This window comes from Sulfurospirillum sp. hDNRA2 (assembly GCF_024206095.2).
Lineage (GTDB): Bacteria > Campylobacterota > Campylobacteria > Campylobacterales > Sulfurospirillaceae > Sulfurospirillum.
The window spans coordinates 1313169-1338630 of sequence record NZ_CP159800.1 but is presented as its reverse complement, the minus strand read 5'-3'; the positions used below and the strand labels follow the sequence as shown (position 1 = coordinate 1338630).

Here is a 25462-nt window from a genome sequence, read left to right as displayed (position 1 = left end):
TAGGAGAGAGGAGTGAAACTTAGGGTCAACACTACACAGACCGCCAAACAAAAATTCTCCTCAACCCTGAGAGGTTGGCTGCCCATTTTACAAGCCAATCTTGATACTTTAACCGAAACGCTCGAGCCGTTCGTGCAAGAAAATCCGTTGATTCATATTCGATCCGGATGCGAAGTTCCCGAAAAAAAGTTCGAAAAAAAGAGCTTTTTTCAACATGCCTCTAAAACGTCGGTTTCGGATACCATCGAAGCGTTAACGCTTTATAAAAAATCACTCTACGAGGCTTTGTTCGAGCAGATCAATCCGCCGCTTTTTCCGACGGAAAAATCGCAAAATATTGCTTATGAAATCATTGAAAATATCAATTGTGAAGGCTATTTCGAAGCTCAGGCTCTACACGATATTGCACACAAATTGAACGTATCGATGTCCGAAGTCGAAAAAATCAGACAACGCTTTGCTTATCTTGAACCTTTGGGAATCGGCGCGGTTGACGTCAAAGAGGCGTTTTTATTTCAACTCCAAGACCTTACGCTTGAAAATGAGCTCTACGAAGCCGTTGAAAATCTCATCGTCCATTTCGAAGCGATCGAATCCATGAGTAAAGAGCCTTTGTTTCATGAAGCGCTTAGCATTATTCAGCGTTTTCGCAATCCTCCCGCCATTGATTTTTTGGAAGACGAACGAGAGATTATTCCCGATATTTTTATCTATGCAAACGACGGTGCGATTGAGGTGCGCTTAAACGACGCCTATTACCCCGAAATCCTCATCGATACGGAAGGTATGGACGAAAGCCACAGCTTCGTTTCGCAGAAAATCAAAGATGCTAAAGACCTGATCGACGCGCTTGAAATGCGTAAAGCCACACTGTATAAAATCGGTCTGATGATCGTCGAATACCAATACGATTTTTTCTTCGGCAAAGCCATTAAACCGATGAAACTGAAAGATTTGGCGGACGATTTGGGGCGCAATCCTTCGACGATTTCGCGTGCGATTGCCGGTAAATATCTTTCATGCAGTCGCGGTGTCATCGCATTAAAACAATTTTTTGCGACCGCCTTGGACGAAGATATTTCCAATAGCGCCATTAAAGACTACATGTTAGAGTTGGTTAAAAACGAAAGTCGCATAAAACCGATGAGCGATCTTAAGTTGTTGGAGATGATTGAAGAGAAATTTAATATCAAAATGGTGCGTCGCACGATTACCAAATACCGCCAACAGTTCAATATCGCCAGTTCGTCAGAACGTAAAAAACTTTACATGTTAACGCGTTAGGCGATGCAACGCTCGGAGTTTTGAAAGTGCATTTTGACCATTTCGTATGCCGTTTGCACCTCTTGAAACTTTGCAACGTATTTGACATGTAAGTCTCCGTCGTAAAGTCCGCAACTATCGGGATGGTATTTTTTCACTAATGCCAAGTAGTTACTACGAACGATCTCGAACGAATCTTCTATTTTGCACCCTAAAATACCGAAATAGTCTTCCAAGAGCGAGAAGAGGGCATTGTGACGATTACGGCGGATTTTTTTCGCCATCAGAGTTCGTGTATAGGCTTCATAATGCGCCCGATCGTAATGAAATTCGACGTAAGAGCCGAAAAGCTCCTTTTGTGCTACAAGTTTGTCTAAAAGCACGGCGGTTTGATCGGAATTGGGATAGAGCGTAATCGTTCCGTTTTTAGGGCGTATTCTGACGAGATGATCTTTAAAATAGCTTTTTAAGTAAGATGCGAAAAGCGTATTGTGCGACCCCAAATCAAAAATAACGGCATAATTGTCTTCAATAGCGATGCGAATCGACATTTTTTGGATGACTTGATTGGGCTTTAAAAGGGAAATTTTGATGCTTTTATCGATAGCGTTTTCGATGATGCTTGCTTGCGTTTGATCATTATGCTCGCGCAAGTAAATTTTAGAGATAAGTTTTAGAAAATAACGACGCTGAACCGTCTCTTCGGGTTCTTTAAAAATAATCATTTTTTCTTTGCGCCCGATTTTTTTCGTGAAATTTTTAGCGGCGATATTTTGTAAAAAATAAAACGTCTTTGCATCTTCTTGAATTGTAACGGCAAGCATATCGTGAGTAAGGCAGCAGTGCATCGAGCTCTCCTTTTTGCATTCAGATACGCATCTTAAGCAAAAAAGATTCCAAGTTTTTAAAGCCAGATAGCATCCTCGTCTATTTTGGGGTTTCCTTGTAAAATCTGATAAGGACGATAGTTTCCTTTGTATTTTAAACTTTGGCAGTTTTCAACGTAATATCCTAAATAAATCCACGCTAAACCGTACTCTTTTGCCAAAATTAATTGCTCGTAAATCGAAAGGCGTCCTAGCGAAAGATGGGCAAAATCGGGATCGTAAAAAAAGTAAATCGAGGAGATCCCGTCATCCAAAAAGTCGATCAAATCCACACCGATCAATTTGTCTTCGTAAAAATAAAGTACCTCTTTACCGAAATCCTGCGCGCCGCTAACATAAAGTTCGTGGTAGCTTTGCGGTTTGAGGTAGTAGTATTGCCAGCCGCGTTTTTGTTCCATAAAACGATGGTATTTATCGTAGAGTTCCAGATGTTCGTTGCTAATACTCGGCACTTGAATCACGTAACGAATCCCCTCGGCTTTTTTAAAAGTCCGTTTTGCGGAGCGTGAAAATTGATAATTTCGAACATCGATACGAAGGCTTAAACATGCCTTGCAATGCGAGCATTGCGGTCTGGAATAATAATGTCCAAAACGTCTCCAACCCCGTTCAACCAGAGCTTGATTGAGTTCTGAAGTCGCGTTTTCGATGTATTTGTATTCCATACGCGTTTTACATCCGTCCAAGTAAGAACAAGACGTCTCTAAGGTCGAAAATTCGATCATACGTGAGTGTAATGCCATAATCAGTGGAGTTTTTTAACGCCCGAAGTTTTCATAAAAGTCTCAAATTGCGCTTGCAATTTTTTTTCCTTTTCTTGCTTTTGCGCTTCTATAAGCTTTTCTTGATTGATTTTTTCATCTTGATTCATCTTCTCTTTGATCGATTTTAAATCGTCAAACAACGCATTTTGCATTGTAAAGTCCTTGTCTATAGCTAAAATAAGTTTGGATTATAGCAAAAAACGGCATGATTAAAGATAAGGTACTTTGTGTTGGAGATAAAGAGTAATCATCACACAAAAAAATGAAAAATACGACAGGTTTGCATCAAGACTCGAAATAAGCAGTTATAGAATGAGTGGCAGTATAGGCGGAAATATCTTTCATATGTGCATAAAGCGTATAAACAAGAATATGTCTAAACGCTTATCGATGCATTTGAACACATCGAATAATACAAAAAAGATAAATAAATGACAGACCTCTATAAATTTGTACTAGGGCTTGGTGCCGTGGTAATCGTATTAGACCTCTTATTTGTCTCTCCTAGCCCTAAAGTGGAAGTTCCTAAGCCCAGTGCTGAAGAAACCAAACAAGGTGAAGAGGAGCTTGCACGCGTTATGTTTATAAAAATGTCTTTGGGAAGCTTAAAAAAGGAAACTTCGAGCGTCGTTATGCCTAAAAGCACCTACGAGCATCTTCTCAAACAAGCAAAACGCCTTAAAGACGTTGTCGATGAAAAAAAGAGTGATGCGGCATTTAACGATACCGTACACAAAAACATCGAAGAGTCTCTAGCAACGCTTAAAGCGCACCAAGAACGTTATGAAAAGATCTTGCAAGCCCTTCAAAACGATGAAGTGCTGCGTGCAACACAGATAGCAGGTATGCAAACACCCGAAGCATTGGTAACCAAGATGTATGAAGAAGAACCCTCCACGCTTGCGCTTTTTTTTGAAAAAAAGTGTGAAATATCTGAAGGCTTTTTAACCAAGGCACTTGAAGAAGATATAAAACGCTTAACAAAGCAGCGTTGTATCGCGCAAGAAGAGGTGCTCAATGCGCAACATATCGTCTCCTTTTTAGAACAAAACTTGCAAAGTGCCCAAAAAGAGACACTCTTATCTTCGCTTCACCAACAGTTAGCTTCTCTTCAAACCGTAGCCAAGTCTCTTTTGGACGACTCAATGGATGCCAAAGAGCTCAAACAACTCTACATCGAGGCGATAAAATTTAACTGCACGCAAACACTCGAACAACTCTTTACATGTAAAGAATGCGAGACCTTTTTAAATGAGCCCATTGAGGTGGCTGAAAAGCCTATAGGGCTTCGTCGTTATGAGACCAACAGTTACACACCTATAGAATTTGCAAGACGCTATGCCCATGAAAAAACATACAAAATTATCAAAAATAAGTTTGAACAGTAAGGCTGAACTGGGAATTTTGACGATGAAATCATTACATGTACTTTGTATTTTGCATGGAAAGCGTGACACTAGAGCTTAAAAGCGTGTACGGAGTTTAGCTAATAAAGTAAAATAACGCATTGTATAACGGGGAAAAGATAAAATAACGTTATAATCGCAGAAGGAGAAGCTGCGGAGTCGGGCTATTATCGATCTTCTCTTACACGCATACGGGCAAAACCACCGATGCATGGGCTGTTGTTTTCTATGCCGGTGCCGACTTTTAGAGCAATATGAGCTATCGTCACCATGTTCGGTGTGTGAGTAGGACAGATAGACTCTGCCAGTTTATTTTCTTTAAAGGCAAAATAGCACAAGAGCAGATAGATAAAATTAATCCAAAATGAGATAGTAACACATACTCTTTACATGTAAAGGCAAATATGCACTACGTCATCGGTGATGTTCACGGACATTTTGAGACCTTAAAAGCCCTTGTAGATGAGTTACCCACGGAGGCAACGCTCGTTTTTGTGGGTGATCTGGTGGATAGAGGCAAACAAAGTGCTCAGGTCGTAAAGTTTGTGAAAGACGGTGGGCATTTATGCGTGATGGGAAACCATGAAGAAGCGATGTGTGTCTATGGGTTTAACATCGTTCAAGCGTATGAAAACAGTGTACCTTTGCCGTTGCATAACATCTGGTTTAGTAACGGCGGTGTTGCGACACTGCTTTCGTATGGCTTAGTACAACTCAAAGAGGGCAAACCTGCCAAAGTTGAAAACTACCGTGAGGCACTAAAAGCGTTTAAAGAAGATATCGCTTGGATGAAAAAATTGCCGCTTTATCTGGAATTTCCCGTCATACATGCTTCCGGTAAACCCGTGGTCGTTTCGCATGCTCCTATCGGCACAGTGTGGGGAATGCGACATATGAACGCTATGTACGATACGTTTTTCCGCACGGCAATGTCGAGCCGAAGAGAACCCGATAGCGATACGAAAATCTTCAATATCTTTGGACATACGCCCGTGCAAAACGGTGTTAAAATAAGAGAACATTTTGCCAATATCGATACGGGGTGTTACGTTGAAGATGAAGAGGGTTTTGGTATGGGAAAGCTTAGCGCGTACTGTGTCGAAACAGGTAAAGTTATCAGCGTGGAGAGAGTTTAAATATGAAATTTTTTATTATGATATTTTTAAGTTTGATCTTAGCGTATGGTAGTGATAAAGATTGTAAAAGCGTTGATATTATGGGGACAAATGAACTCATTTTTGCAGCAGATTCGCTTAATCTCAAAAGATTTGCCACGGCACTTGATGGATGTAACGCAAAAGATGTCTATGCGCTTAGGTTTAAAGGTAGTGACCTTTTAGATATGGCGATAGAGGGCAATTTTGCGCCCATCGTGCAGTACCTTTTGGAAAAGTACCCCCGTTTTTCTTTGGATGAGCATCGTATTTTTAAGTATGTCTCTAAAGACTCTATTAACTATAAAGATCCCGAAATGATAGAGCTTTTGTTGAATTTTGGGAAATTTTCCATCAATGTGACCGATGCTGAGGGTAAAACTATATTGCATCATATCGTGTATGACCCGCAAATTTTTGAGATAAAGTATGTGCTTAGCAAAGGGATTGATACGACATTAAAAGATAACGAAGGACTTGATGCTTTAAGCACTGCCAAAAAATGGCTCACATTTCATCAAGAGATGGACGCTAAACACCCATGGGCTGAAACAAAAAAAAGAATCGCCAGAGTCCAAAAAGCTATCGCGTTGATAGAAGATTATAACGCACAAAGAGAAAAAAAGATGGTAGATAGATGTAATAGAATAATTTGAGGTAATCTAAAGTTTGCTTATTGATAATACTTTGGTTGAGTAGTTTTGGAAGAATGGTTGCGGGAGCCGGATTTATTAAATTAAACTTAATAAAACTACAAATGACTATAAAAACGGACTTTCGTAATTCTATCTTTTTTAAAAAACTGCATTTTTTGTTTATTTTGGACACGATTTGGGCGCAGTAAGATATTGTATTTTACAGTTACAATTCATAAAATTCAACTATTTTAAATTTAATAAAGTGTAATAAGATTTATTACGCATTACCTAGACATATATGATAAGCTACCAATTTCTAAAGAGGTCTATTCTTTAGTAAGTTTTATGAAATCCTAGTTTTAGATACATTGATCGGAAGATTACAGAAGTTAATTTTATAATCAAATTGGTGTATATTTCTTATTTGCAATTTCAATAGGTACGTCAATTCTATCCATAGCAACACATATATTATCTTTGACAATATAGCACTCTACATAATGAGCTCCTTTAAATTTAGTTGGTTCTATATGTGATTTATTACCTTTAAAAATTGATCCTCTTAACTGACCTGCCATTTTAGCTGCGTGACCTTCATTTTTAACTTTCCACCAAATTTCATAAGGTTCTGGAACATCAGTGCTATCAACATTAAATTCTAATTTTTTTTGAGCAAATAGAACTTGTACATACTGTAACAACATATCTCTAAAACCAGCTTGCCCTTTAACGGTACAACTAATTTTTAAGTTATAATCTAAAGAAACATTAGAGAATTTATTATCCGGGAACTCTTCTTCTTCAGTATAGTTTTCATCTACAGATTCAAGTTTAGCACTTCTCTCAAAATCTGGGAACTTATCGCCAAATACTTTTCTCCACGTTTTAATACTTTTTTTCTGATCTTCTTCGTTATAAGCTTCATTAGTTTTTTCTGTTAAAGATTTGATCTTATCTCTAAAATTAGAATATTGATCTTGCGTCCAATTTCTCATAAAATCTTCTTCAGGCATAGTAGGGTTATAAATATGTGGCATAAAATAATTTGTCTGCAAATAATCATTTAATCTGTTAATTATAGTTTTAAATGCTGTAGGTAAATTACTATAATCACTATCTGTATCATAAGTATTAACTTGACTAGCCAACATGGTATTTAATAAAATAGATTTAGACGTAAATGTTTGTTTAATATCTCTCATATACTTAAATAGTCGTATTATCTTTTTTAGTTGATACCTACTGTGTCTATGTTTATCCATGAGCCAAGCGGTATATTCAATAGGATTTGTTTTTTCAAAAACATTATCGGATTTATTGATAATGTAGTAGCTACCGCTTCTCTTAACAAGTGGAACAATGTCTATATGGAAGTCTCCAGAATAATTTAATGTTACACAACGTGTATTTTTTATAACTATATTTTTATATCTATCAGAGCTCTTAAAAATTTTATAAAGTTCATTGATATATTCAGAAGGATTAGATTCCCATTCTGAAAATGTTTCTAGTTCTAACAATAGATCAGCGTCAAATTCTTTATTGCTTTTTGGTGGTTTTATAATCGTTTCGTGTTTATATGATCCTTGCGAGAATAAATCTTTATAGTTAGCCTTAAAAGTATCACTATTGTTTATAAAATTATCAATTGTAATAGCTTTTTGATCTAAAATATTAATTCTTGATTGATTTAGATTTACCGTATCTTTCATAAATTGATTAAAATATTTTACTAGCTGCATAATTAATCCTCCAGTTCTAAAAGAGTTTTTATTTTTTCACTATTGTGTGCAAATGCACGTGCAGCTTTTGATTCAAGTTCTGTAATAATATCAACACTGTCCAATGATAGGTTTTTATCTGATTCAAAATTTATTCTTAAATAGTTGTTTGTTGGCAACATAAAGTTTACTGTATTATGAACATTGATAGATTGTAAATTTAAAATAGTATCAACAAGTTTACTATTTCCCCATTTTGTCAAAAAGCCCCAATTGTTTGAACTAGAATCTTTTGAGTCATAATATTTATGTCCGATCCCTGTTCCAATTGAAAGTAAATGCGTATTATCTAGTGTAATTTTTTCAATCTCTTCTGTGGATTTTATTTTGCCAATACCTTCAGTTAGTGCTACTAATGAAGGATTATTAGCCCATAAACCACCGTCAGCCAATAAATATTTATCTACTTTATTTGGATTAAAATATAAAGGTGCAGAACATGAAGACAATACTGCATCTTGAATCTTTCTATCTTTATCTCTTTTAAACTCTTTAATATAATAAGACTTAATAACATGAACGTCACCATTAGATATATCAGTTGTTGGAATAAGAAGTCTTGTTTTTATGGAAGGGTCAGAAAGTGTTTTGTTGTCAAATTTTTCAGAAAGTATCTTTTTTAAATGACTATTATTATATCTACTTTTAAATAAACCCTTAGCACCTGTCATTCTTAATTTAAAAATTTTCTCACCTTCATCTTTATAGAGATTTATAACTTCTGAAAGTGGAATATCAGTTGCTATTGAAGCCGCTAATATTGAGCCTGTGCTAGTACCTGCAATCAAATCAAAATGTTCATTTAGTTTTATATTAAATTTATCCTCAATTTCTTTAAGTATGATTGCCGAATAAATACCTCTTATTCCCCCACCGTCAATTGACAATATTTTAAACTTTTTATCCATATTTACCAACTTATATCATTGTTGTATACATTATACTAAAATTAATTTTGCCTATTAAATTATATGTCATTTTGCAATCTTTTTAAAAAAATTCAGCATTGAAGAAATTGAATTTAAAGTATTTGCTATCACTTTATTATCAACTCTATGTGTCATCTAGTGTAGTTAGATTAAGATTTATTATTTTTGCCAAGAGGAATAAAAACAGGTTTTTCATAATTCTTAATATTTTTAAAAAATGTAATCACCATCGTTAAATCTCCTTTGTATAAAAAATTAAATCAAAGACAGATTATTAATTTTTAATATAAACTTCAATCCTATGTGTCACTAATGCTATATCTTCGGTTATAAGCTTATTGTCTTGATTTTGAATAAATTTTTCTAACCCTTTAGGATTTAAAATCCAAATATCTTTGAGTGGAACTTTTGATTCAGTAAACCATCCTGGAAAAACGACAACAGGAAACACATTGAATTCTTTTTTTGTTGTCTCTTTCAAATAATTTTTAAGCCAATTTGCGCCTGCTTTAGCTTGAATAATAGGCTTGTCACTCTCAACCGTTCCATTGTAAGATAATTTCTCACCATCATAAATAATTTTACATTGACCTTTTAATGGTTTTGAGTAGGTTTTTGTTTCAACGACAAAGATGCCTTTTGTGCCAACAAGAACATGATCTAAATTGAAATCTTTGCTAATAATGTCATGATAAACTTTAAAACCTTTTTCTCTTAGTAATTCAAGATTCATGCCGACTTCACGTTCGCCATCTCGACCTTGTTTAAAAGATTTTATATCTTTAATCATAGTGATAATTTTGTAAATAGACCATGCAGTTGTAATGATTGCTAAACCTGTTAATAGGTAAGGATTCGGTATTACTTTGTTAAAGTAAGTAATCCATGAGTTGAAAGCAATTGTTATAAAAATGGCAGGAGCAATAATATAAGGAAGGAATTTTTCAATAAAAAGATCATCTAGTTTTTCATCTAATGATTGAGCAGGATACCGTAGAGGTTTATCTTCAATAGGTGATTTCGTTTGAGGTTTTTCTTTTTTCATTAAAAGTTATCCATTTTTAAATATAAAATGTTACTATAAAATTATACTTTTTTTTCAATAATATGCCTAAAATACATATTTCTTGATATTTAGAGGAGTAACGTAACATTGAAAGATTTAACACCTGAAAAATTCAAAACAACTGTTTACAAGGTTTTACAAGATTATGAGATTCCTAATCTTGAAGCAAAACTCAAAAATGGGGGTGAACTTCATTTATTATTAACTACAATCAATAATTTATTTGCCTATCAAACATGGACTTCAAAGCATATTTATTCTACGATACCTAAAAATGCAATCGCAAGTAAAAATATTGATACTTATCTTTCTTCACAAATTAAACATATCGAAACAACAATGCAAATATGCCAATTTCAATATAATGCCATGTATGCGTTTTTTGAATTATTTGGTATGCACTTTGGATTAAAATTGCTTCTAAGGGATAAAAAAAGCTTTCTTAATTCTTTATATGATCTTCACATGAAATATTGGACTGATTTAGAAGCGTTCCATCATCCCTTTGAATTAGTCCGTAATTTTTTTATGCCACTTTATGACATTAAAAATTTATTTCCAAAAGGTACAATAGAAAACTCCGATACATTTACTAATGCCTTTGCCTGTAGTTTTTTAAATACATACTCATTTTTTCATGCTTTCAATATCACAGAAAAGCGTATTAAAACATCGTTTTCAATTCATGTTTACCAAGAGCTATGCAAGCTATCCCTTTCAAAGTATAAAACCAAAGAGATTACCGATACTATTATGCACCATTTAGATATTGATACAACCATTAATCTGCGTAAAATAGATCAAGTTCAATGTATTGGTAAGATAGGTATGCATCAAATCGATGGCTATGATGCGCCCTTAATACCTCTTAAATTTCTTGATCATAAATTGATTCATACAATTCAAAATCATCACATACAAGAAGCCATTAATAACCACAATGAAGACCTAGCCGATGAATGGAAAGAGATTCAAATAAACATGGGTTTTGGTTATCACGTGCAAAAATACCGATAAATTTCGAAAAAAATTCCTAGATATATCCTCGCTCTTTTTCCTAAACTTCCTTTGTTTTAAAACATAAATCAAAGCTTTGGTTAATTTCATACAAGGAGTTAACTATGTTAACGCTCAAGGCACATTTGCTGAATATCTTTACCGGTAATGACTTTACCAATCAGCAAACAGGGGAAACCATTAAGGGTAAAACCAAACTTCAACTCTTGGCACGAGTACCACTTAAGAACGGTGAGTACAAAAACCAGTTGATTGATCTTTCTATTCCGGTAGAGAAACTCTCTTTATACGTGGATAAGCTCAATAGTGAAGTGGAAGTAGAGGTTGGTTTGATTGGTGATGCTAAATTCTACGGCATTTAAAAACAGGAGAGGAACAGGAGAGGAACAGGAGAAGCTCTTGGGGGACTTTGTCCCCTTAAGCTTCGGGTTCCTCCATTCTCTTTCAGCGATGCTTTTGGTAACACATCGCTCTCATACGGAAAACGATAAAAAAAGAAAGGAATTTTATGCAAGTAAAGTCTATTTATGGCATTGATACGCTTTACTACTTTGCTCAAAGTAATGAAGCGTATGAAAACGCCTTTTTTGATCTTCAAGGACAACTTGAAAGCCAAACCAAACTTCACGAAACTGATCTTTATGCTTACGCTCATTCATCTATGATTGTAAAACTTGGCAATACCGCTTTACAGTATCTTGGAAAAGATAAAGGGGTGTATTGGTTTAGAGATGTTAATGAGTATTTCAAACTAGGACTTAAAAACCCCAATATTGCAAGTTATCAACAAAATATTCATATACAGCTTCAAGGGGTTGGTATCTATACCATAGGGCTAAAGAGCCTCTTAGCTTTTATTAATGAAGAACTGCTCAAAGATATTACAACAGGACTCTTTGAAATCTCACGCGCTGATCTTAACTGCTTTGTACAATATGAGTTTGGATTTGTCACCAAAGAGATGTTTGTCTCTAAGAAAAAAGGGTATCACGTCATTTCAGAGTTTGGCAACTCCAAACGTACTCAAACGATCTATGTCGGTAAAAAACCTTTTTTACTAAGACTCTATGATAAAAAAATAGAACTGGATAAATCCGATAAAGCAGAGATCATGCAAGACTATTTTGTCTATCATGGATTTGATCTTAATGAGCCTATTTTTAACCTAGAGTTTGAAATGCACCGTGTTCATTTTAAAAATATGGGGATTCGTACCTTAGAGGGATTACTCAGTAATGCCAACAATCTTTTTAAAAAAGCAATGGATGATATACGATTGATTGATCTTTCAACGATCAGTAAAAAAGATATGCTCAATAACTCTAAAAACAGAGCTAAAACCTTAGAGATTTGGGAGTCTATCAAAGAGAACTACTCTATTGCAGAGTTTTTACAATATGAGATTGATTTAAAGCGTATTCCTCAAAAACGATCTGTTTATGATTTGCCAAAGTTTATTACAGATACCCATGAGCTTATCCATAAAGCACTCAATAACAATATTGTTCTTTCACCTGATCTGATAACCAAAATATCAGATCGTGCTATTGATCTTTATGGTGAGATTAAAGAGAAACCCTCTCATCCATCACCACGTGTTGCAACAAAATATGATGTGTTTATTCGAGATAAAGAGGATGATTTAATAGCACGGTATAAATGCACAAAAGATGATGAGCTGATTCCTTATCAACTGCCGTTTAAACTGCTTGGCACAAAAGAGCTACAACATACCATTAAGCGATTATCCAAGCAACTAACAACTGCAACACATGATGATGCTAAAACGCTTACACAACAGCTTAAAATTGCCAATAATGAACTTAGCAAGCGGTTAGAGGTGATGTGATGATAGAAATGGAAAACATTAATCTCATTAAAGCTATGGCGCAAGATATAGAGCTGATTAAAAAAGCACTTGAAAACCAAACGGCAAAAAGATGGCTAAATGTCAAAGAGTTATCAACATATCTTGGTTATTCCAAAGATCATATCTATAAACTCAAAGAGGACACATTTATTGAAGGTGTTCATTTTTACAAGAAAACGGGTAAAATAATATTTGATAGAGTTACGATTGATTCGTGGGTGGTCGGAAAGGAAAATACCGATGACATTAACCAATCGAGAAGGCAAATTGTGGATAACGTTTTATTATCAATCCAAAAGGTATCGTAAATCTTTAGGCTTAGATGATACGAAAGCTAATCGCAAATTAGCCCTCAACACCATAATACCTGAGATTCAGTACAAGCTGAACTCAGGTGAGTTCTTTAACAACACTAACGAAAAGAAAGTTCCTACTGTTGGTGAGTTTGCTAAGGTAAGTTTGGAGCTTCATAAGAGCTATCGAAAGCAATCAACGATTTATGATTATCTCTCATCGTTAAAAAATCACATTTTGCCATATTTTGAAAATACACCCATCAATCAGATAAAGCCATCTGATTTGGCACTTTGGCAAAATAAAGTTTTAGAGAGAGTAAGTGCAGGGCGACTAAAAAATATTCGTATTGTTCTAAATACGATTTTAGAAGATGCACTTAATGATGAGATAATTACAAAAAATCCTTTTAGCTCGGTGAAGCTACCCAAAAGAAACCCTATTATCATTCATCCATTTACATTGGATGAAATCAAGGCTATTCTTGGAAGAGCAGAAGGAATGCATCAATCTTTTTATGCTGTTGGTTTTTTTACTGGTATGAGAACTGGTGAAATTGTAGGTTTGAAATGGGAGGATATTGATTTTGAAAGAAAAGAAATTCATATTTCAAGATCAATTCGTATGGGTGTAGAATCTAGCCCCAAAACTTCTAACAGTATTAGAACGATTGATTTGCTTGATAGCCTTGTTCCATATCTCAAAAAACAGTTTTATAGAACAGGGGCAAAACAGTCCTATGTGTTCCTTACTCAAAATGACACTCATATCTTTGATGCTAAAAATATTAGAGATTTTGATTGGACAAAATTGCTAAAGAAGCTTGATTTGACATATCGTCCTATTTATCACATGCGACATTCGTTTGCAAGCATGATGATTGAAAATGGTGAAGATATATTATGGGTTTCAAATATGCTTGGTCACAAAAGTAGCAAGACGACACTTGATCGTTATGCGAAGTTTACAAGCCAAAAAAGCAAGAAGAGGGCAACGTTTCTGCAATCATTTTTTTAGAGCGACACAACGTGGGCACAGTTTGGACACATTCGAGATTTTTGTTTGTGAAAGAAGCCTGTTTTTGGGGAGTTATATAATGATGGTTGCGGGAGCCGGACTTGAACCAGCGACCTTCGGGTTATGAGCCCGACGAGCTACCAACTGCTCTATCCCGCGACGGAAAATGTAAAAGGTGGATGGGGTAAAGGGATTCGAACCCCTGAAATGACTGGACCAAAACCAGTTGCCTTACCGCTTGGCTATACCCCAATGCCTTAAACGAGGTGAAATTATAGTCACTTTTAATGTGTTTGTCAAGGGTTTTTGATTATACTTTTTTAAAATCACTTTTGGAGCGAAAATGCCTATTCAAAGAGTCAAGCAAGCCATCGAAGATATTAAGAACGGTAAAATGGTTATGATGGTAGACGATGAAGATCGGGAGAACGAGGGGGATTTAGTCTATGCCGCGACGTTCTCGACACCGGAGAAAGTCAATTTTATGGCTTCGGAAGCTAGGGGGCTTATTTGCGTCGCGCTGAACGACGAGATTGCCACGCGTTTAGACCTCACGCCGATGGTCAAGTACAACGACTCTCAGCATGAGACGGCCTTCACGGTGTCGGTGGATGCACGGGTGTGTTCGACGGGTATTTCGGCATACGAGCGCGACGTAACGATCAAGATTTTAGCCGATACGATGAGCTCTCCTAAAGAGTTAGTACGTCCCGGACATATTTTCCCGTTGATTGCGCGTAAGGGCGGCACATTGGTGCGAACGGGGCATACGGAAGGCTCTGTCGATCTTTGTCGTTTAGCGGGTCTTCGGGAAGCGGCGGTGATCTGCGAAGTGATGAAAGCAGACGGTCATATGGCACGACGAGACGATTTGGATCTTTTTTGCCAAAAACACGATATTAATATCGTTTATATTTCCGATATCGTAGCTTACCGTATGCAATCGGAATCTCTGGTTCGAGAGGTTTTCTCGGCAAACGTCGAATTTTTCGGAGTACAAACCCGTAAAATCGATATGGTCGATCATGAAGGTAACCATCATATTGTCTACATGTTCGGCGAAGTCGGGGAAAAATCTGCAGTTAAATTTCACCATATTTTACCCGATAACGAGTTACTGGCCAATGAAAAAAAGTATCACGGTATCTTGAAGGCGATTGAGTATTTGAAAACGCACGGCGGCGTCTTTATTTTTGTCGATAGCGAATATTCGAGCAATCAAGAGTTAAGGGAATTTGGTATCGGTGCGCAAATATTGAAAAAACTAGGGATTAAAAGTCTCGATTTGATTTCTATTACGCCGCATAAAGATTATGTCGGCTTAGCGGGTTTTGGTTTGAACATTGCGCAAGAAATAGTTTTATAACTCCAACGTTAAAGGCTCTGTATGGATTTTTTCCTACTCTCCTCATTGGTTTTATTGGCGGTAACGTCGATTATGGTAACGATTTCTAAGCGTATCGGTTTGGGTTCTATTTTAGGATTGTTGCTTGCCGGTATTATCGTCGGTCCACATACGGGAGGGTTTACGGTAACGAGCGAAGTCGAAACGTTACGCCACTTTACGGAATTCGGCGTTGTGTTACTTTTGTTTATTATCGGATTGGAGATGCAACCGACAAAGCTTTGGTCGATGCGCAAAGAAGTCTTCGGTATGGGCTCTTTGCAAGTCGTCGTCTCCGGCGTTGTTCTTGGATGGTATATGACGCTTTTTGTCGAAGACATTCGTGTAGCAATGCTTTTAGGTTTCACGTTGGCACTCTCATCAACGGCGTTTGTGATGCAAATTTTACAAGAAAAGGGCAAGCTCAATACCGAGCACGGTAAAAATGCTTTTGCTATTTTATTGCTTCAAGACTTGGCCGTCGTTCCGCTTTTGGCGATTTTACCCTTGTTGTCTTCGCATCAGCCTTCCGTTGACGAAACATCGTGGATCGAAACCATCTTAAATATCGTCGTCATGATCATACTTTTGGTCGTATTCGGTCGTTATATTATTCCCAAAGCCTTGGACAAAGTCGCCAAACAGCGCAATAAAGACGCTTTTTTACTTTTAACGATGCTCAGCGTCGTTCTTTCGGCATACTTAATGGACCATGCAGGGCTTTCGATGGCACTCGGTGCTTTTTTGATGGGAATGTTTCTCTCCACCTCACGTTACAGCTTTCAAATCGAATCGAGCCTTGAGCCTTTTAAAGGCATGCTCATGAGCCTTTTTTTCATCGCCGTAGGAATGTCGATCGATTTTAATGCCATCATGAACGATCCGTGGGTGTTTAGCGGACATATCGGCGTTATTTTGGTGCTTAAGGCATTGGTTATTTTCGTTTTGGTGCTTGCTTTCGGCGGTACGAAAAGTGCTGCGATAAAATTGGCGTTTTTGCTCAATCAAAGCGGCGAATTCGGCTTTGTTCTCTTTGGCGCGGCAAAGGCTTTAGGCATTATCGACGATCAACTTTTCGTCGTCGGAATCGGTGTGATTTCGATTAGTATGCTTTTTACGCCGGTGCTCTATTCGTTTGGGTGTTCGCTTGCCAATAAACTGGCCAATGTCTCACCGTTTTCCTACTTGAATGCGGACGGTGTGAGCATCGAGCATAAAGTCGTTATTGCCGGATACGGAAGCACGGGCAAAGTAATCGCTCAAATGCTCAAGAGTAGTAAGATTCCATTTATGGTGTTTGACGTCAACACGAGCGAAGTAGCGCACGGGCGTAAACAAGGATTTCCGGTTTTTTTCGGCGATATTACCGATATGAGGCTTCTCAATACGATCAAACTCGATCAAGCGTCTATGCTCATCGTTTCGATTGATCATAGTTTAAATGCGATTAAAGTGGTGAAGCACATCAAAGAAAATTATCCGCATATTAAAGTCTTGGCACGAGCACTCGACATCAAAGCTATGGACAAAATGCTCATGGCGGGGGCAAGTTGGGTGATTGCCGAGACCTTAGAAAGCAGTATTCGCACAGGTTCGGAAGCGCTCAGTCAAATGGGCGTTCAACCCGACGAAATTAGCGTATTGTTGGAGTCTTTACGCAAAAACGAATATGAACTGATTCGCGAAATAACGAAAGAATAAATGTGAAGGAGAAGTTGATGTACCGATGTTATCGTCTTGCGGCTTTAGGTATTGGCGTATGTATGATGTGCGGTTGTACGCCTTCTTCGCCCAAGCTTGCACCTACCGCTCAGCATGAAGAAACCAAGCAAACCGAAGCCGCAAACATAGACGTCAAAGACGAGACGGAATTGTTGCCGACGCGTATTCAAGAAGTGCATTGGAAGCTGATCGGCGTTGAAGGCAAAGCCGTGATCGCCTTAACGGGCGAACGTGAAGCCTATTTGATTTTAAAATTGGAAAATCGACGCTTACAGGGTTTTGGCGGATGCAATATTCTTTTAGGTACGTATACGCTTGATGAAACTTCTCAACGCGTCGGCTTTGAAAAGGTAGCTTCCACGATGATGGCGTGCCCTAGACTTCAAGACGAACGCGACTTTTTAAACGCTTTGTCCAAAGCTCAAACGTATAAGATAGAAGAGGGTGTATTATTGCTTCAAAAAGAGGGCAAAACGTTACTCAGTTTCGAAGCGGTACTTTAAAAAAACCGCTTTATTTATCGATTTTTTTATACGTCGTTTTCACGCCCAAAAGGTTGAGTTCGATCGTCTTATCGCCGGTAATGTAAAACGGTATGCGCATTTTCGTATTGAGGTCGACGACTTCGACGTATTGGGACTCTATCGTATACTCGATCGGCGTCGTTACACCGTTGGCCAAGAGTTGGTCTTTCCGAAACTCAATTTCACCGGTCGGTGCGAAAATATTGGTTTTTTTGATCGGCTGCCATTTCCCGAGAAGCGGATTGGGTGTTTCGTGGAGCATCAACGCGATGAAAGCGGCTAAAAGAACGGTTCCGGATAAAGCTATGAGGATTTTGGGATGGTGTTTCGGGTTCCAATCGCGTTCTTTCATGCACGCATACATTTTTTTTAAAGTCGATTCACGCGACGTCGGTGTCGTTTGGGGTGAAGGGCTTTCTTCTTGAATCGCCAAATCTTCTTTTTCGAGGTGCTCAAAAAAAGCGTCTTCCTCTTCTTGGCTAAATCGATGATTTTTTGAAGGTTTTTGAAACGCTTCTTGATTGATAAAATTTAAAGTATCGTCTTCTTTAACTTTAAAAAGATTGATCAATTTTGAAAACATAGTCGAAATCTTCCTTTGAGAGTAATGCTTTCAGAAATTATAACACGCAGAAGCTTTTAACCTTACATGTAAGAATGTTATAATGCGTCGATAACTCATTTTTAAAAGGTAACGGATGCACTCAGAGAGTCGAAAATCTCGCATGTCAAACGCTAAAACAGTCTCTCGTAAAGCAAAAACACCCTCTCGTGCTCGAACAGTGTCGAAAGTTCCCGCCAAAAAACCTTCAACGCCTGTATTTCAGATTTTTTCAGGTATCGTCATCGTGCTCTTTTTGGCATTGGGCGTTACATTTTATTGGGATGAAACGCATCGCAATCCTTTAATCGGCACGTGGAGAGCCGAAACAAAGCTGGGCATTTTAGAAATTCAGTTTGATCGTAAAAGTATGCTTTTTTTCGGTACGAAGACGCCGGTGAGTTACGATATCCAAGCAGATAAAGTGATCGTTTTCGATGATGATATTAAAGTAGGGAATGCCTATAAAATCATCGATAAAAAGACCATTTCCACAGAAGCAGGCGGGTATAAAACGGTTTATAAAAAAGTTCAATAATCTTAGATTTCATCATACAAACACATCGATATGTCGGTGTTTCTTTTTAAGAATATTTTTAGCTAAGAGATATTAATATTCCAATATGTTTAAGATTTTAGGAATATAGAAATGAAAACAATCGACACCCATGTTCACCTGCTGAACAGTGAAGTCTCTTTCAACCGCTTTTACGATAAAGTTGCTTTACGCTTTTTTGCCAAACGCTTCGGTATCGACGCCAAAGCCCTTGCGAAAGAGCCGTACAAAGCCTACACCGACGCACTGATGCACTCGGTGAAAAGCTCTGAACACATCGAAAAAATCGTGCTTTTTGGCGTCGATGCGAAGGTCGATGATGAAGGGAACATCTTACATAAAGACAAAACCGTCTGCGCAAGCAATGAGGATGTGACGGCGTTGTACGCGAAGTTTCCAGAGCTCATTATCCCTTTTTTCTCCATCAATCCTAAACGACCCGATGCGCTGGAATTGATTGAAAAGTACCACGCCTTAGGCTTTAAAGGGGCAAAATTTTTACAAAATTATTGGGGTGTGGATACGCGAGAAGCGCGGTATCGTCCCTATTTTGAGAAGCTTGCGGCTCTTGATCTGCCATTGATCATTCATGTGGGAAGCGAGAGTAGTGTACATTCCGATAAAACCTGCGAAAGCATCGAGATGCTGCGCCAACCTTTAGAAGTCGGCGTGAAAGTCATTTGCGCGCACATGGCACTTTCTTACGAGCCTCGTCACATCTTTAAAGCACTCTCATCCAACCCTAAACGCTTTAACGAAGACTATTTCACCTTACTTGAGATGCTCAAAACGCACGATAATCTCTACGCCGATGTCTCAGCCTTGCTAACGCCCGTGCGCGCCAAAGTGTTGCGCCATCTCTCCACGCAAACCGACATCCACCCCAAACTGCTCTTTGGAAGTGACTACCCAGTGCCGTTTACGACGGTATGGAATAGTTACGATATAGCGCTTTTAAAACGTATTTGCATTGCCCTTGAGAGAAATGTGTTTGATCGTTACGCCAAAGCGATGTTGGTTTATTTTCCTGCGAATAATCCCATTTATTCTAATTATCGGAAAGTGTTACATGTGGCGTAGTTTTTTGACGAGCAGTTGATACAAAAAAATATTATGGAGGTAAAAAGTGTGAAATTTAGGCTAAAATTTTCGTAATATAAAATGGTTTATAACCTTGACATGTAAAAATAAGATGACAAAAGAGAGAATGGCAGATCAATACTTTAACATGTAAGGATATGGATCTATTTTTTGATACTAAACTGTAGGAATATAACAATGAAGATGCCAACGATTTATGATTTAAAACCTGCTTTTCAAAGTGTGCTTCGCCCTATCGTTCGAGTTCTTGCGAACAGGGGTATTACTGCCAACCAAATTACCTTAGCCGCTTTAGGTCTTAGCGTTGTTTGGGGTGGGCTGATTGCTCTGACGAAAGGGGCATTGTGGACCTTATGGATGCTTCCTATAGTTTTGTTTGTTCGGATGGCACTGAATGCGATTGATGGGATGTTAGCCAAAGAGCATGATATGAAAAGCGATCTCGGTGCGATGCTGAATGAAATGGGCGATGTGCTCAGCGATACGGCACTTTACTTGCCTTTTGCCATGATAGAAGGTGTTTTACCTTTGTGGGTGACGCTTTTTGTGATTGCCTCTATTTTGACGGAAACGGCAGGTATTTTGGGTGCGGTCATTGGAAAAACGCGTCGTTATGATGGACCGATGGGCAAGAGTGATAGAGCCTTTGTGATAGGAAGTACGGCGTTGGTGTTGGGACTTGGCGTGACGCCTCACATTTGGGTCAACGGCGTGTTCATGATCGCTACGATTTTAGCGTCGTGGACCGTGCTTAGACGTTGTCAAAAAGGGTTAGCATGATGGATTCTATAGCGATGCTTTTTAGCGGTAAAAGTGGGATAGTCATCGGTGTTATTTTAGGGTTGCTTTTACTGGCAACGCTCATTGTTCGGGTATTCTTTCGTACTTCAACCGAGCTTAAAGATCGTGTTCAATCGTGGTGGATTATCGTGCTTGCTTTTGTGGTTGGAGCAATGTTACATACGACTGTGGCAATGTTCTTTTTTGCGCTGATTAGTTATTTGGCATTGAAAGAGTATTTCACGCTGATTCCAACGCGCAGAACGGATAGGCGAATTATCTTTTACGCGTATCTTTCTATCGTTATTCAGTATTGGTTTGCCGGTATTCAGTGGTATGGTATGTTTATCATTTGGATACCCGTGTATCTTTTTTTACTTTTGCCTTTTCGTCAAGTGCTTATAGGCGATACAAAAGGGTTTTTGGAGCATACGAGTCGCGTACAATGGGGATTGATGATGTTTGTGTTTGGTCTAAGCCATATCGCTTATATGATGACCTTACCCGTCCTCAACGGTCATGATGTCGGAGGAAAAGAGCTTGTGCTCTACTTGGTTCTTTTAACGGAGCTGAATGACATTTTGCAGTATCTTTGGGGTAAAACGCTTGGAAAGCATAAAATCATCCCAAAAGTGAGTCCCAATAAAACGGTTGAAGGGTTTTTAGGGGCATTTTTCACACTCAGCTTTTTAGGGGTTGCTTTCTCTTTCTTAACACCTTTTACGTGGATTCAAGCACTCCTTGCAGGTATGCTTATCAGTAGTGCCGGCTTTATCGGTGATGTGGTCATTTCGATGGTCAAACGAGACATCGGCGTAAAAGATTCGGGCAATCTTTTACCGGGACATGGCGGCATACTTGATCGCATCGATAGTTTAACCTACACCGCACCGCTATTTTTTCACTATACGTATTATTTGTACTATTAAGGATAGCGTATGTTTAAATGGCTTTTTTTTGGGTTTATCGTTCGTCCTCTTGTATTGTTTATCTTTGGCGTACATGTAAGAGGTAGAGAAAACCTCCCGCTTGATATACCGTGCATCATTGTTGCAAATCATAACAGCCATATCGATACGCTTGTTCTGATGAGTCTTTTTCCGATGCGACGTATTAGAGCTTTACGACCCGTTGCAGCGGCAGATTATTTTATGAAAAATAGATGGATTAAGTGGTTTTCAACGCATGTTATCGGCATTATAGCTCTGAGTCGCACGGTGGCTAAAACGCATTCCCATCCCCTAGAAGCGGTACGAAAAGCTTTAGAAGAGGGGCAGAGCGTGATTATATTTCCCGAGGGGAGTCGCGGAGAAGCAGGGCAGATGGAAAAGTTTAAATCCGGCATCGGACATTTGGCGAAAATGGCTCCTTTCGTGCCTATTATTCCCATCTATATCCATGGTGCCGGAAAAGTTTTACCCAAAGGCGAAGCTCTTTTAGTTCCTTTTATTATAGATATTTTTATTGATAAACCACTGTTTATTGAAGACGATACGACACACGCTTTAACAGAGCGTTTGGAGAGTCGTATTAAAGCATTGGAAGATGTGAATCAAAACAATTTAACCCAAGTATAAAAAGTCTTAAAAGGATAAAGTATGAAGACCGGAACATTTAGAAGTTTTGATAAAGCGGAACTGTTTTACAGGGAATGGGAACCGACCCAAGAAGCCAACGGCAAAGTTGTTTTACTGCTTCATCGCGGGCATGAACACTCTGAAAGACTGGATAGTATAGCGCGCTCTTCCATATTTGCGGGCTACAAAGTTTTTTCATACGACAATCGCGGGCATGGTTACACCAAAGAAGGTGCTGCGTATGAGTTTATGAATCTCGTACGCGATTTGGATGCGTTTGTACGATTTGTGTGTGAAAAAGAGCACATCACGCAAGAAGCTATTTTTGTAGTTGCAAACTCTGTTGCAGGCGTCGTTGCTTCGACGTGGGTGCATGATTTTGCTCCTAAAATTGCGGGGATGGCATTGGTTGCACCTGCTTTTAAAATCAAACTTTACGTTCCTTTGGCAAAACCTGCTTTGGCGTTGATGCTTCATTTTAAAGAGGATCTCACTATCACGTCTTATGTCAAAGCGAAGTTTCTCACGCACAATGTTGAAGAGCAAAAACGTTACAACACAGACCCGCTTATCACACCCAATATCCCGGCAAAGCAGTTGGTAACGCTTCTAGATACCGCGCAAAGAGTCGTAGAGGATGCGTCTTTGATCGTTACACCGACACTGGTTCTCTCCGCTACGGCAGATTACGTGGTGGAGAGCTCGGTTCAAAAGATTTTTTACGACAAGCTTTCATCGCCGTTGAAACGCTTTGTGGTTTTAGAAGGATTTTACCATGGGGTTTTGTATGAGCAAAATGCTCAAATAGCCCTTGATGCCATTGGAGCTTTTATGCGTGAAGCGTTTGCCGCACCGAAAGTTTCGTTAAAAGAGCATTTAATTAAGATAACGCAGCTCGAAAAAGACACCATCGCCAAAGGAGAAATACCGTTTTTGCAAAATTGCTCTTTTGCCTTTCAGCGGTTTATGTTGCATCGTTTTGGAAGGCTAAGCGAAGGGATGAGCATAGGGCTTCGTTATGGGTTTGATTCGGGTGTGACGCTGGATTATATTTATAAAAACAGACCAAGTGGTAAAGGTGCATTGGGGCAGATGATTGATAAGAATTATCTCAATAGCATTGGTTGGAAGGGAATACGTCAACGAAAAGTCAATGCCATTGCCACCATTCGTGAAAAAATAGAGCTCTTACGTGCCCAAGGCGAAAAAGTACGGATTTTAGATATTGCAGGAGGTCCGGCTCGCTATTTGATTGAGTTAGCACGAGAGTATCCGGATATTGAAGTTTTGGTGCGGGATTATCAGGAGCAAAACATTGAGCAAGGAAGAGCGTTAGCGAAAGAGTTTTCCTTGAAAAATATAAGCTATGAACAAGCAGATGCTTTTGATAAACAAACGTATGAGAACCGTTCTTATCAACCCAATATTGTCATTATCTCCGGCGTGTTTGAGTTGTTTGAAGATAATGCACTCATTCAAAACGCTATTGACGGCGTAACTTCCATGATGCCAAAAGGTTCTTTTTTGGTTTACACGGGTCAACCATGGCACCCACAACTTGAACAAATCGCTTATGTTTTAGGTAACCACCAACAAAAGCAGTGGATCATGCGTCGTAGAAGCCAATACGAACTCGATACCCTTTTTGCGCAGAGCGGATTTGAGAAAAATTCTATGAAAATCGATGATTGGGGTATCTTTACCGTTTCGGTTGCCACCTTGACATGTAAAGATGCCTAAGCATGTATGCGTTTGATGCAAAACTAGAGGCTCGCGCAACACTTAAAGAGCGTTTTGTGTGGACGCTCTTTATGGGTGCGCTCTTTTTTATCCTTTACGGTGCAGCCAATCAGTACGCGCATATGACGGCTCCTCATTCCTCTTTTTATGGAGAATGGGAGCATCAAATCCCCTTTGTTTCATCGTTTATTATTCCTTATATGTCCTCGGACGTGATGTTTTGTATCGCCTTTTTATTGCCACAAACAAGGCTTGAACTGCGTACTCTCTCTTTGAGAGTTCTGTTTATCGTAGTATCTTCTGTTCTTATTTTTGTATTTTTTCCGTTGCAATGTGCATTTACGAAGCCTCAAGTAGATTCGTACCGTTTTTTGTTCAATCTTTTGCTGGCAGATTTACCCTACAACCAACTTCCTTCCTTGCATATTAGCTTTGCCGTTGTATTGTGGGCTTCAATGCGAGAGCATTTCGTTAACCGTTTAGTAAAGTACGGTGTGGCGCTTTGGTTTTGGCTCATTGCCTTATCGACGCTTTTAGTGTATCAGCACCATTTTATCGACTTACCTACGGGGTTTTTGATGGGCTTGTGTGCTATTTGGCTGATTCCATCTCAAAAAAGCAATCCACTCTTAAACCGTTTTATGACGCCGCGAAGTTTAAAAGTAGGGCTTTATTATCTCAGTGGAGCTTTGGTCTTTTTAGTAGGAGCCTTTTATGCGCACTCATTGTTTTTACTTTGGATTTTTGTTTCCTTGCTTTTGGTAAGCCTTGCCTATGCATTTGGTTTTAATGAGCTGATTGCGGGCAAAAACGTACAGGCATCGTGGTGGCAATGGGCTCTTTTTGCGCCTTATTTTATAGGTACTTATTTGTCGTGGCGATGGTACAAACGAACATTGCCTCTTTTTGCACAGGTACAAGAGCAAGTTTATGTCGGGCGTTATCCTGATAAAAAAGAGTACGCACGCTTAAAAGAAGTAGGGGTTCAGCATATCGTCAATTTAGCACTAGAGCATCAATGCCACCAACGTTTCATCTCGCAAACGAGGTTTGCTTTTTTGGATTTGACAATTCCCTCGACCGAGGTGCTTTATGAAGTTGTTTTACTCATTGAAAAGTACAAAGAAGAGGGGGTTTACGTGCATTGTGCCTTAGGACTTTCGCGTAGTATTCTAGCAATTGGTGCATGGCTTATGTATCAAGGTTATTCATTAGAGCAGATACACGAACGTTTACGCCAAATCCGACCGGCATATGTCGCTTCAAAATATATGCACGTGAGTTTAAGCCTTTATGCAACGTACTTGGAAGAGCAGAAGAGGGGTTGAGTTTGCTTTACATGTAAAGCCCAATCCCAAAGTTTTCTAAGAAATCCTTAAGACAAAAAAGAT

At 38.5% G+C, this 25462-nt stretch carries 26 protein-coding genes and 2 tRNA genes; 19 read left to right on the top strand and 9 right to left on the bottom strand.

Annotated features, from left to right (window positions below; all coding sequences use genetic code 11):
* Positions 1-12: 12 nt before the first annotated feature.
* The gene (locus NL930_RS06725) at positions 13-1284 is read left to right on the top strand and encodes an RNA polymerase factor sigma-54 (RefSeq protein ID WP_039674496.1); all 1272 of its coding nucleotides are present in this window, start codon (positions 13-15) and stop codon (positions 1282-1284) included.
* Here NL930_RS06725 and NL930_RS06720 read toward each other — a convergent pair.
* From NL930_RS06720 to NL930_RS06710, 3 genes are read right to left on the bottom strand one after another with little or no spacing between them, the layout of a single operon-like run.
* Positions 1281-2111: an adenylosuccinate lyase gene (locus NL930_RS06720; RefSeq protein ID WP_254376087.1), complete on the bottom strand. Its 831-nt coding sequence runs from the start codon at positions 2109-2111 to the stop codon at positions 1281-1283. The genes NL930_RS06725 and NL930_RS06720 overlap by 4 nt on opposite strands.
* A 56-nt stretch (positions 2112-2167) precedes the next feature.
* Positions 2168-2893, bottom strand: a complete 726-nt coding sequence (locus NL930_RS06715) for an arginyltransferase (protein ID WP_373027855.1) — start codon at positions 2891-2893, stop codon at positions 2168-2170.
* Between the two features lie 2 nt (positions 2894-2895).
* A complete protein-coding gene (locus NL930_RS06710; protein WP_173636955.1) occupies positions 2896-3066 on the bottom strand; it encodes a hypothetical protein in 171 nt (56 codons plus the stop codon).
* A 279-nt stretch (positions 3067-3345) separates the two neighbouring features.
* Here NL930_RS06710 and NL930_RS06705 point away from each other — a divergent pair, with 279 nt between their 5' ends.
* From NL930_RS06705 to NL930_RS06695, 3 genes are all read left to right on the top strand, one after another.
* The gene (locus tag NL930_RS06705) at positions 3346-4302 is read left to right on the top strand and encodes a hypothetical protein (RefSeq protein ID WP_254376086.1); all 957 of its coding nucleotides are present in this window, start codon (positions 3346-3348) and stop codon (positions 4300-4302) included.
* 422 nt (positions 4303-4724) lie between these two features.
* Positions 4725-5456, top strand: coding sequence for a metallophosphoesterase (locus NL930_RS06700; RefSeq protein ID WP_254376085.1), 732 nt, complete (start codon positions 4725-4727; stop codon positions 5454-5456).
* Between the two features lie 2 nt (positions 5457-5458).
* Positions 5459-6130: a hypothetical protein gene (locus NL930_RS06695; protein WP_254376084.1), complete on the top strand. Its 672-nt coding sequence runs from the start codon at positions 5459-5461 to the stop codon at positions 6128-6130.
* Positions 6131-6513: 383 nt separating this feature from the next.
* Here the strand turns inward: NL930_RS06695 and NL930_RS06690 are convergent, their stop codons facing one another.
* The 3 genes from NL930_RS06690 to NL930_RS06680 all read right to left on the bottom strand — a co-directional run bounded on the left by NL930_RS06690 (position 6514) and on the right by NL930_RS06680 (position 9867).
* Entirely contained in the window at positions 6514-7854 is a 1341-nt protein-coding gene (locus NL930_RS06690) for a cyclic GMP-AMP synthase DncV-like nucleotidyltransferase (protein ID WP_254376083.1), read from the bottom strand.
* Positions 7855-7856: 2 nt separating this feature from the next.
* On the bottom strand, positions 7857-8801 hold the full coding sequence (locus tag NL930_RS06685; protein ID WP_254376082.1) for a CBASS cGAMP-activated phospholipase: 945 nt from the start codon (positions 8799-8801) through the stop codon (positions 7857-7859).
* 295 nt (positions 8802-9096) lie between these two features.
* Positions 9097-9867 (bottom strand): nuclease-related domain-containing protein, encoded by a 771-nt coding sequence (locus tag NL930_RS06680; protein ID WP_254376081.1) that lies wholly within the window; start codon positions 9865-9867, stop codon positions 9097-9099.
* Positions 9868-9975: 108 nt separating this feature from the next.
* Between NL930_RS06680 and NL930_RS06675 the strand changes: the two genes are divergently transcribed.
* The 5 genes from NL930_RS06675 (at position 9976) to NL930_RS06655 (ending at position 14086) form a co-directional block, all read left to right on the top strand.
* Positions 9976-10905, top strand: a complete 930-nt coding sequence (locus NL930_RS06675; RefSeq protein WP_254376080.1) for a hypothetical protein — start codon at positions 9976-9978, stop codon at positions 10903-10905.
* 104 nt (positions 10906-11009) lie between these two features.
* Positions 11010-11267, top strand: a complete 258-nt coding sequence (locus NL930_RS06670) for a hypothetical protein (RefSeq protein WP_254376079.1) — start codon at positions 11010-11012, stop codon at positions 11265-11267.
* 146 nt (positions 11268-11413) lie between these two features.
* Positions 11414-12754, top strand: coding sequence for a hypothetical protein (locus NL930_RS06665; RefSeq protein WP_254376078.1), 1341 nt, complete (start codon positions 11414-11416; stop codon positions 12752-12754).
* The gene (locus tag NL930_RS06660; protein WP_254376077.1) at positions 12754-13083 is read left to right on the top strand and encodes an AlpA family transcriptional regulator; all 330 of its coding nucleotides are present in this window, start codon (positions 12754-12756) and stop codon (positions 13081-13083) included. The genes NL930_RS06665 and NL930_RS06660 overlap by 1 nt, the downstream gene beginning before the upstream one ends.
* Entirely contained in the window at positions 13016-14086 is a 1071-nt protein-coding gene (locus NL930_RS06655) for a site-specific integrase (RefSeq protein ID WP_254376076.1), read from the top strand. The genes NL930_RS06660 and NL930_RS06655 overlap by 68 nt, the downstream gene beginning before the upstream one ends.
* Before the next feature lie 83 nt (positions 14087-14169).
* On the opposite strand, the gene NL930_RS06650 is transcribed toward NL930_RS06655, so the two are convergent.
* Both NL930_RS06650 and NL930_RS06645 read right to left on the bottom strand, forming a co-directional pair.
* Positions 14170-14245, bottom strand: a tRNA-Met gene (locus NL930_RS06650).
* Positions 14246-14262: 17 nt separating this feature from the next.
* A tRNA-Gln gene (locus NL930_RS06645) sits at positions 14263-14338 on the bottom strand.
* Between the two features lie 91 nt (positions 14339-14429).
* On the opposite strand from NL930_RS06645, the gene NL930_RS06640 reads away from it, so the two are divergent.
* Genes NL930_RS06640 through NL930_RS06630 form a run of 3 tightly spaced genes read left to right on the top strand, consistent with a single transcriptional unit; the run spans position 14430 to position 17695 of the window.
* Positions 14430-15452, top strand: coding sequence for a bifunctional 3,4-dihydroxy-2-butanone 4-phosphate synthase/GTP cyclohydrolase II (locus tag NL930_RS06640; protein ID WP_254376075.1), 1023 nt, complete (start codon positions 14430-14432; stop codon positions 15450-15452).
* A 21-nt stretch (positions 15453-15473) separates the two neighbouring features.
* Entirely contained in the window at positions 15474-17171 is a 1698-nt protein-coding gene (locus tag NL930_RS06635; RefSeq protein ID WP_254376074.1) for a monovalent cation:proton antiporter-2 (CPA2) family protein, read from the top strand.
* Positions 17172-17188: 17 nt separating this feature from the next.
* Positions 17189-17695 carry an META domain-containing protein gene (locus NL930_RS06630; protein WP_254376073.1) on the top strand — a complete coding sequence of 169 codons (507 nt, stop codon included), beginning with the start codon at positions 17189-17191 and terminating at the stop codon, positions 17693-17695.
* 10 nt (positions 17696-17705) lie between these two features.
* On the opposite strand, the gene NL930_RS06625 is transcribed toward NL930_RS06630, so the two are convergent.
* Positions 17706-18299, bottom strand: a complete 594-nt coding sequence (locus NL930_RS06625; protein ID WP_254376072.1) for a hypothetical protein — start codon at positions 18297-18299, stop codon at positions 17706-17708.
* Between the two features lie 115 nt (positions 18300-18414).
* On the opposite strand from NL930_RS06625, the gene NL930_RS06620 reads away from it, so the two are divergent.
* The 7 genes from NL930_RS06620 to NL930_RS06590 all read left to right on the top strand — a co-directional run bounded on the left by NL930_RS06620 (position 18415) and on the right by NL930_RS06590 (position 25399).
* Positions 18415-18855, top strand: coding sequence for a hypothetical protein (locus NL930_RS06620; protein WP_254376071.1), 441 nt, complete (start codon positions 18415-18417; stop codon positions 18853-18855).
* 111 nt (positions 18856-18966) lie between these two features.
* Complete coding sequence (locus tag NL930_RS06615) at positions 18967-19953, top strand: amidohydrolase family protein (protein WP_254376070.1); 987 nt, start codon at positions 18967-18969, stop codon at positions 19951-19953.
* A gap of 204 nt (positions 19954-20157) precedes the next feature.
* Entirely contained in the window at positions 20158-20754 is a 597-nt protein-coding gene (locus NL930_RS06610; RefSeq protein WP_254376069.1) for a CDP-alcohol phosphatidyltransferase family protein, read from the top strand.
* Positions 20751-21683 (top strand): phosphatidate cytidylyltransferase, encoded by a 933-nt coding sequence (locus NL930_RS06605; protein WP_254376068.1) that lies wholly within the window; start codon positions 20751-20753, stop codon positions 21681-21683. The genes NL930_RS06610 and NL930_RS06605 overlap by 4 nt, the downstream gene beginning before the upstream one ends.
* Before the next feature lie 9 nt (positions 21684-21692).
* Positions 21693-22331 (top strand): 1-acyl-sn-glycerol-3-phosphate acyltransferase, encoded by a 639-nt coding sequence (locus NL930_RS06600; protein ID WP_041961804.1) that lies wholly within the window; start codon positions 21693-21695, stop codon positions 22329-22331.
* Positions 22332-22352: 21 nt separating this feature from the next.
* The gene (locus NL930_RS06595) at positions 22353-24071 is read left to right on the top strand and encodes a bifunctional alpha/beta hydrolase/class I SAM-dependent methyltransferase (protein ID WP_254376067.1); all 1719 of its coding nucleotides are present in this window, start codon (positions 22353-22355) and stop codon (positions 24069-24071) included.
* 2 nt (positions 24072-24073) lie between these two features.
* The gene (locus NL930_RS06590; protein ID WP_254376066.1) at positions 24074-25399 is read left to right on the top strand and encodes a dual specificity protein phosphatase family protein; all 1326 of its coding nucleotides are present in this window, start codon (positions 24074-24076) and stop codon (positions 25397-25399) included.
* Positions 25400-25462: the final 63 nt, after the last annotated feature.

What these genes read in the sequence shown, in the direction of transcription:
- NL930_RS06720 (WP_254376087.1), bottom strand. Translation starts at nt 2,111, where the DNA reads ATGCACTGCTGCCTTACTCACGATATGCTTGCCGTTACAATTCAAGAA.
- NL930_RS06715 (WP_373027855.1), bottom strand. Translation starts at nt 2,893, where the DNA reads ATGGCATTACACTCACGTATGATCGAATTTTCGACCTTAGAGACGTCT.
- NL930_RS06710 (WP_173636955.1), bottom strand. Translation starts at nt 3,066, where the DNA reads ATGCAAAATGCGTTGTTTGACGATTTAAAATCGATCAAAGAGAAGATG.
- NL930_RS06705 (WP_254376086.1), top strand. Translation starts at nt 3,346, where the DNA reads ATGACAGACCTCTATAAATTTGTACTAGGGCTTGGTGCCGTGGTAATC.
- NL930_RS06700 (WP_254376085.1), top strand. Translation starts at nt 4,725, where the DNA reads ATGCACTACGTCATCGGTGATGTTCACGGACATTTTGAGACCTTAAAA.
- NL930_RS06695 (WP_254376084.1), top strand. Translation starts at nt 5,459, where the DNA reads ATGAAATTTTTTATTATGATATTTTTAAGTTTGATCTTAGCGTATGGT.
- NL930_RS06690 (WP_254376083.1), bottom strand. Translation starts at nt 7,854, where the DNA reads ATGCAGCTAGTAAAATATTTTAATCAATTTATGAAAGATACGGTAAAT.
- NL930_RS06685 (WP_254376082.1), bottom strand. Translation starts at nt 8,801, where the DNA reads ATGGATAAAAAGTTTAAAATATTGTCAATTGACGGTGGGGGAATAAGA.
- NL930_RS06680 (WP_254376081.1), bottom strand. Translation starts at nt 9,867, where the DNA reads ATGAAAAAAGAAAAACCTCAAACGAAATCACCTATTGAAGATAAACCT.
- NL930_RS06670 (WP_254376079.1), top strand. Translation starts at nt 11,010, where the DNA reads ATGTTAACGCTCAAGGCACATTTGCTGAATATCTTTACCGGTAATGAC.
- NL930_RS06665 (WP_254376078.1), top strand. Translation starts at nt 11,414, where the DNA reads ATGCAAGTAAAGTCTATTTATGGCATTGATACGCTTTACTACTTTGCT.
- NL930_RS06660 (WP_254376077.1), top strand. Translation starts at nt 12,754, where the DNA reads ATGATAGAAATGGAAAACATTAATCTCATTAAAGCTATGGCGCAAGAT.
- NL930_RS06655 (WP_254376076.1), top strand. Translation starts at nt 13,016, where the DNA reads ATGACATTAACCAATCGAGAAGGCAAATTGTGGATAACGTTTTATTAT.
- NL930_RS06640 (WP_254376075.1), top strand. Translation starts at nt 14,430, where the DNA reads ATGCCTATTCAAAGAGTCAAGCAAGCCATCGAAGATATTAAGAACGGT.
- NL930_RS06635 (WP_254376074.1), top strand. Translation starts at nt 15,474, where the DNA reads ATGGATTTTTTCCTACTCTCCTCATTGGTTTTATTGGCGGTAACGTCG.
- NL930_RS06630 (WP_254376073.1), top strand. Translation starts at nt 17,189, where the DNA reads ATGTACCGATGTTATCGTCTTGCGGCTTTAGGTATTGGCGTATGTATG.
- NL930_RS06625 (WP_254376072.1), bottom strand. Translation starts at nt 18,299, where the DNA reads ATGTTTTCAAAATTGATCAATCTTTTTAAAGTTAAAGAAGACGATACT.
- NL930_RS06620 (WP_254376071.1), top strand. Translation starts at nt 18,415, where the DNA reads ATGCACTCAGAGAGTCGAAAATCTCGCATGTCAAACGCTAAAACAGTC.
- NL930_RS06615 (WP_254376070.1), top strand. Translation starts at nt 18,967, where the DNA reads ATGAAAACAATCGACACCCATGTTCACCTGCTGAACAGTGAAGTCTCT.
- NL930_RS06610 (WP_254376069.1), top strand. Translation starts at nt 20,158, where the DNA reads ATGCCAACGATTTATGATTTAAAACCTGCTTTTCAAAGTGTGCTTCGC.
- NL930_RS06605 (WP_254376068.1), top strand. Translation starts at nt 20,751, where the DNA reads ATGATGGATTCTATAGCGATGCTTTTTAGCGGTAAAAGTGGGATAGTC.
- NL930_RS06600 (WP_041961804.1), top strand. Translation starts at nt 21,693, where the DNA reads ATGTTTAAATGGCTTTTTTTTGGGTTTATCGTTCGTCCTCTTGTATTG.
- NL930_RS06595 (WP_254376067.1), top strand. Translation starts at nt 22,353, where the DNA reads ATGAAGACCGGAACATTTAGAAGTTTTGATAAAGCGGAACTGTTTTAC.
- NL930_RS06590 (WP_254376066.1), top strand. Translation starts at nt 24,074, where the DNA reads ATGTATGCGTTTGATGCAAAACTAGAGGCTCGCGCAACACTTAAAGAG.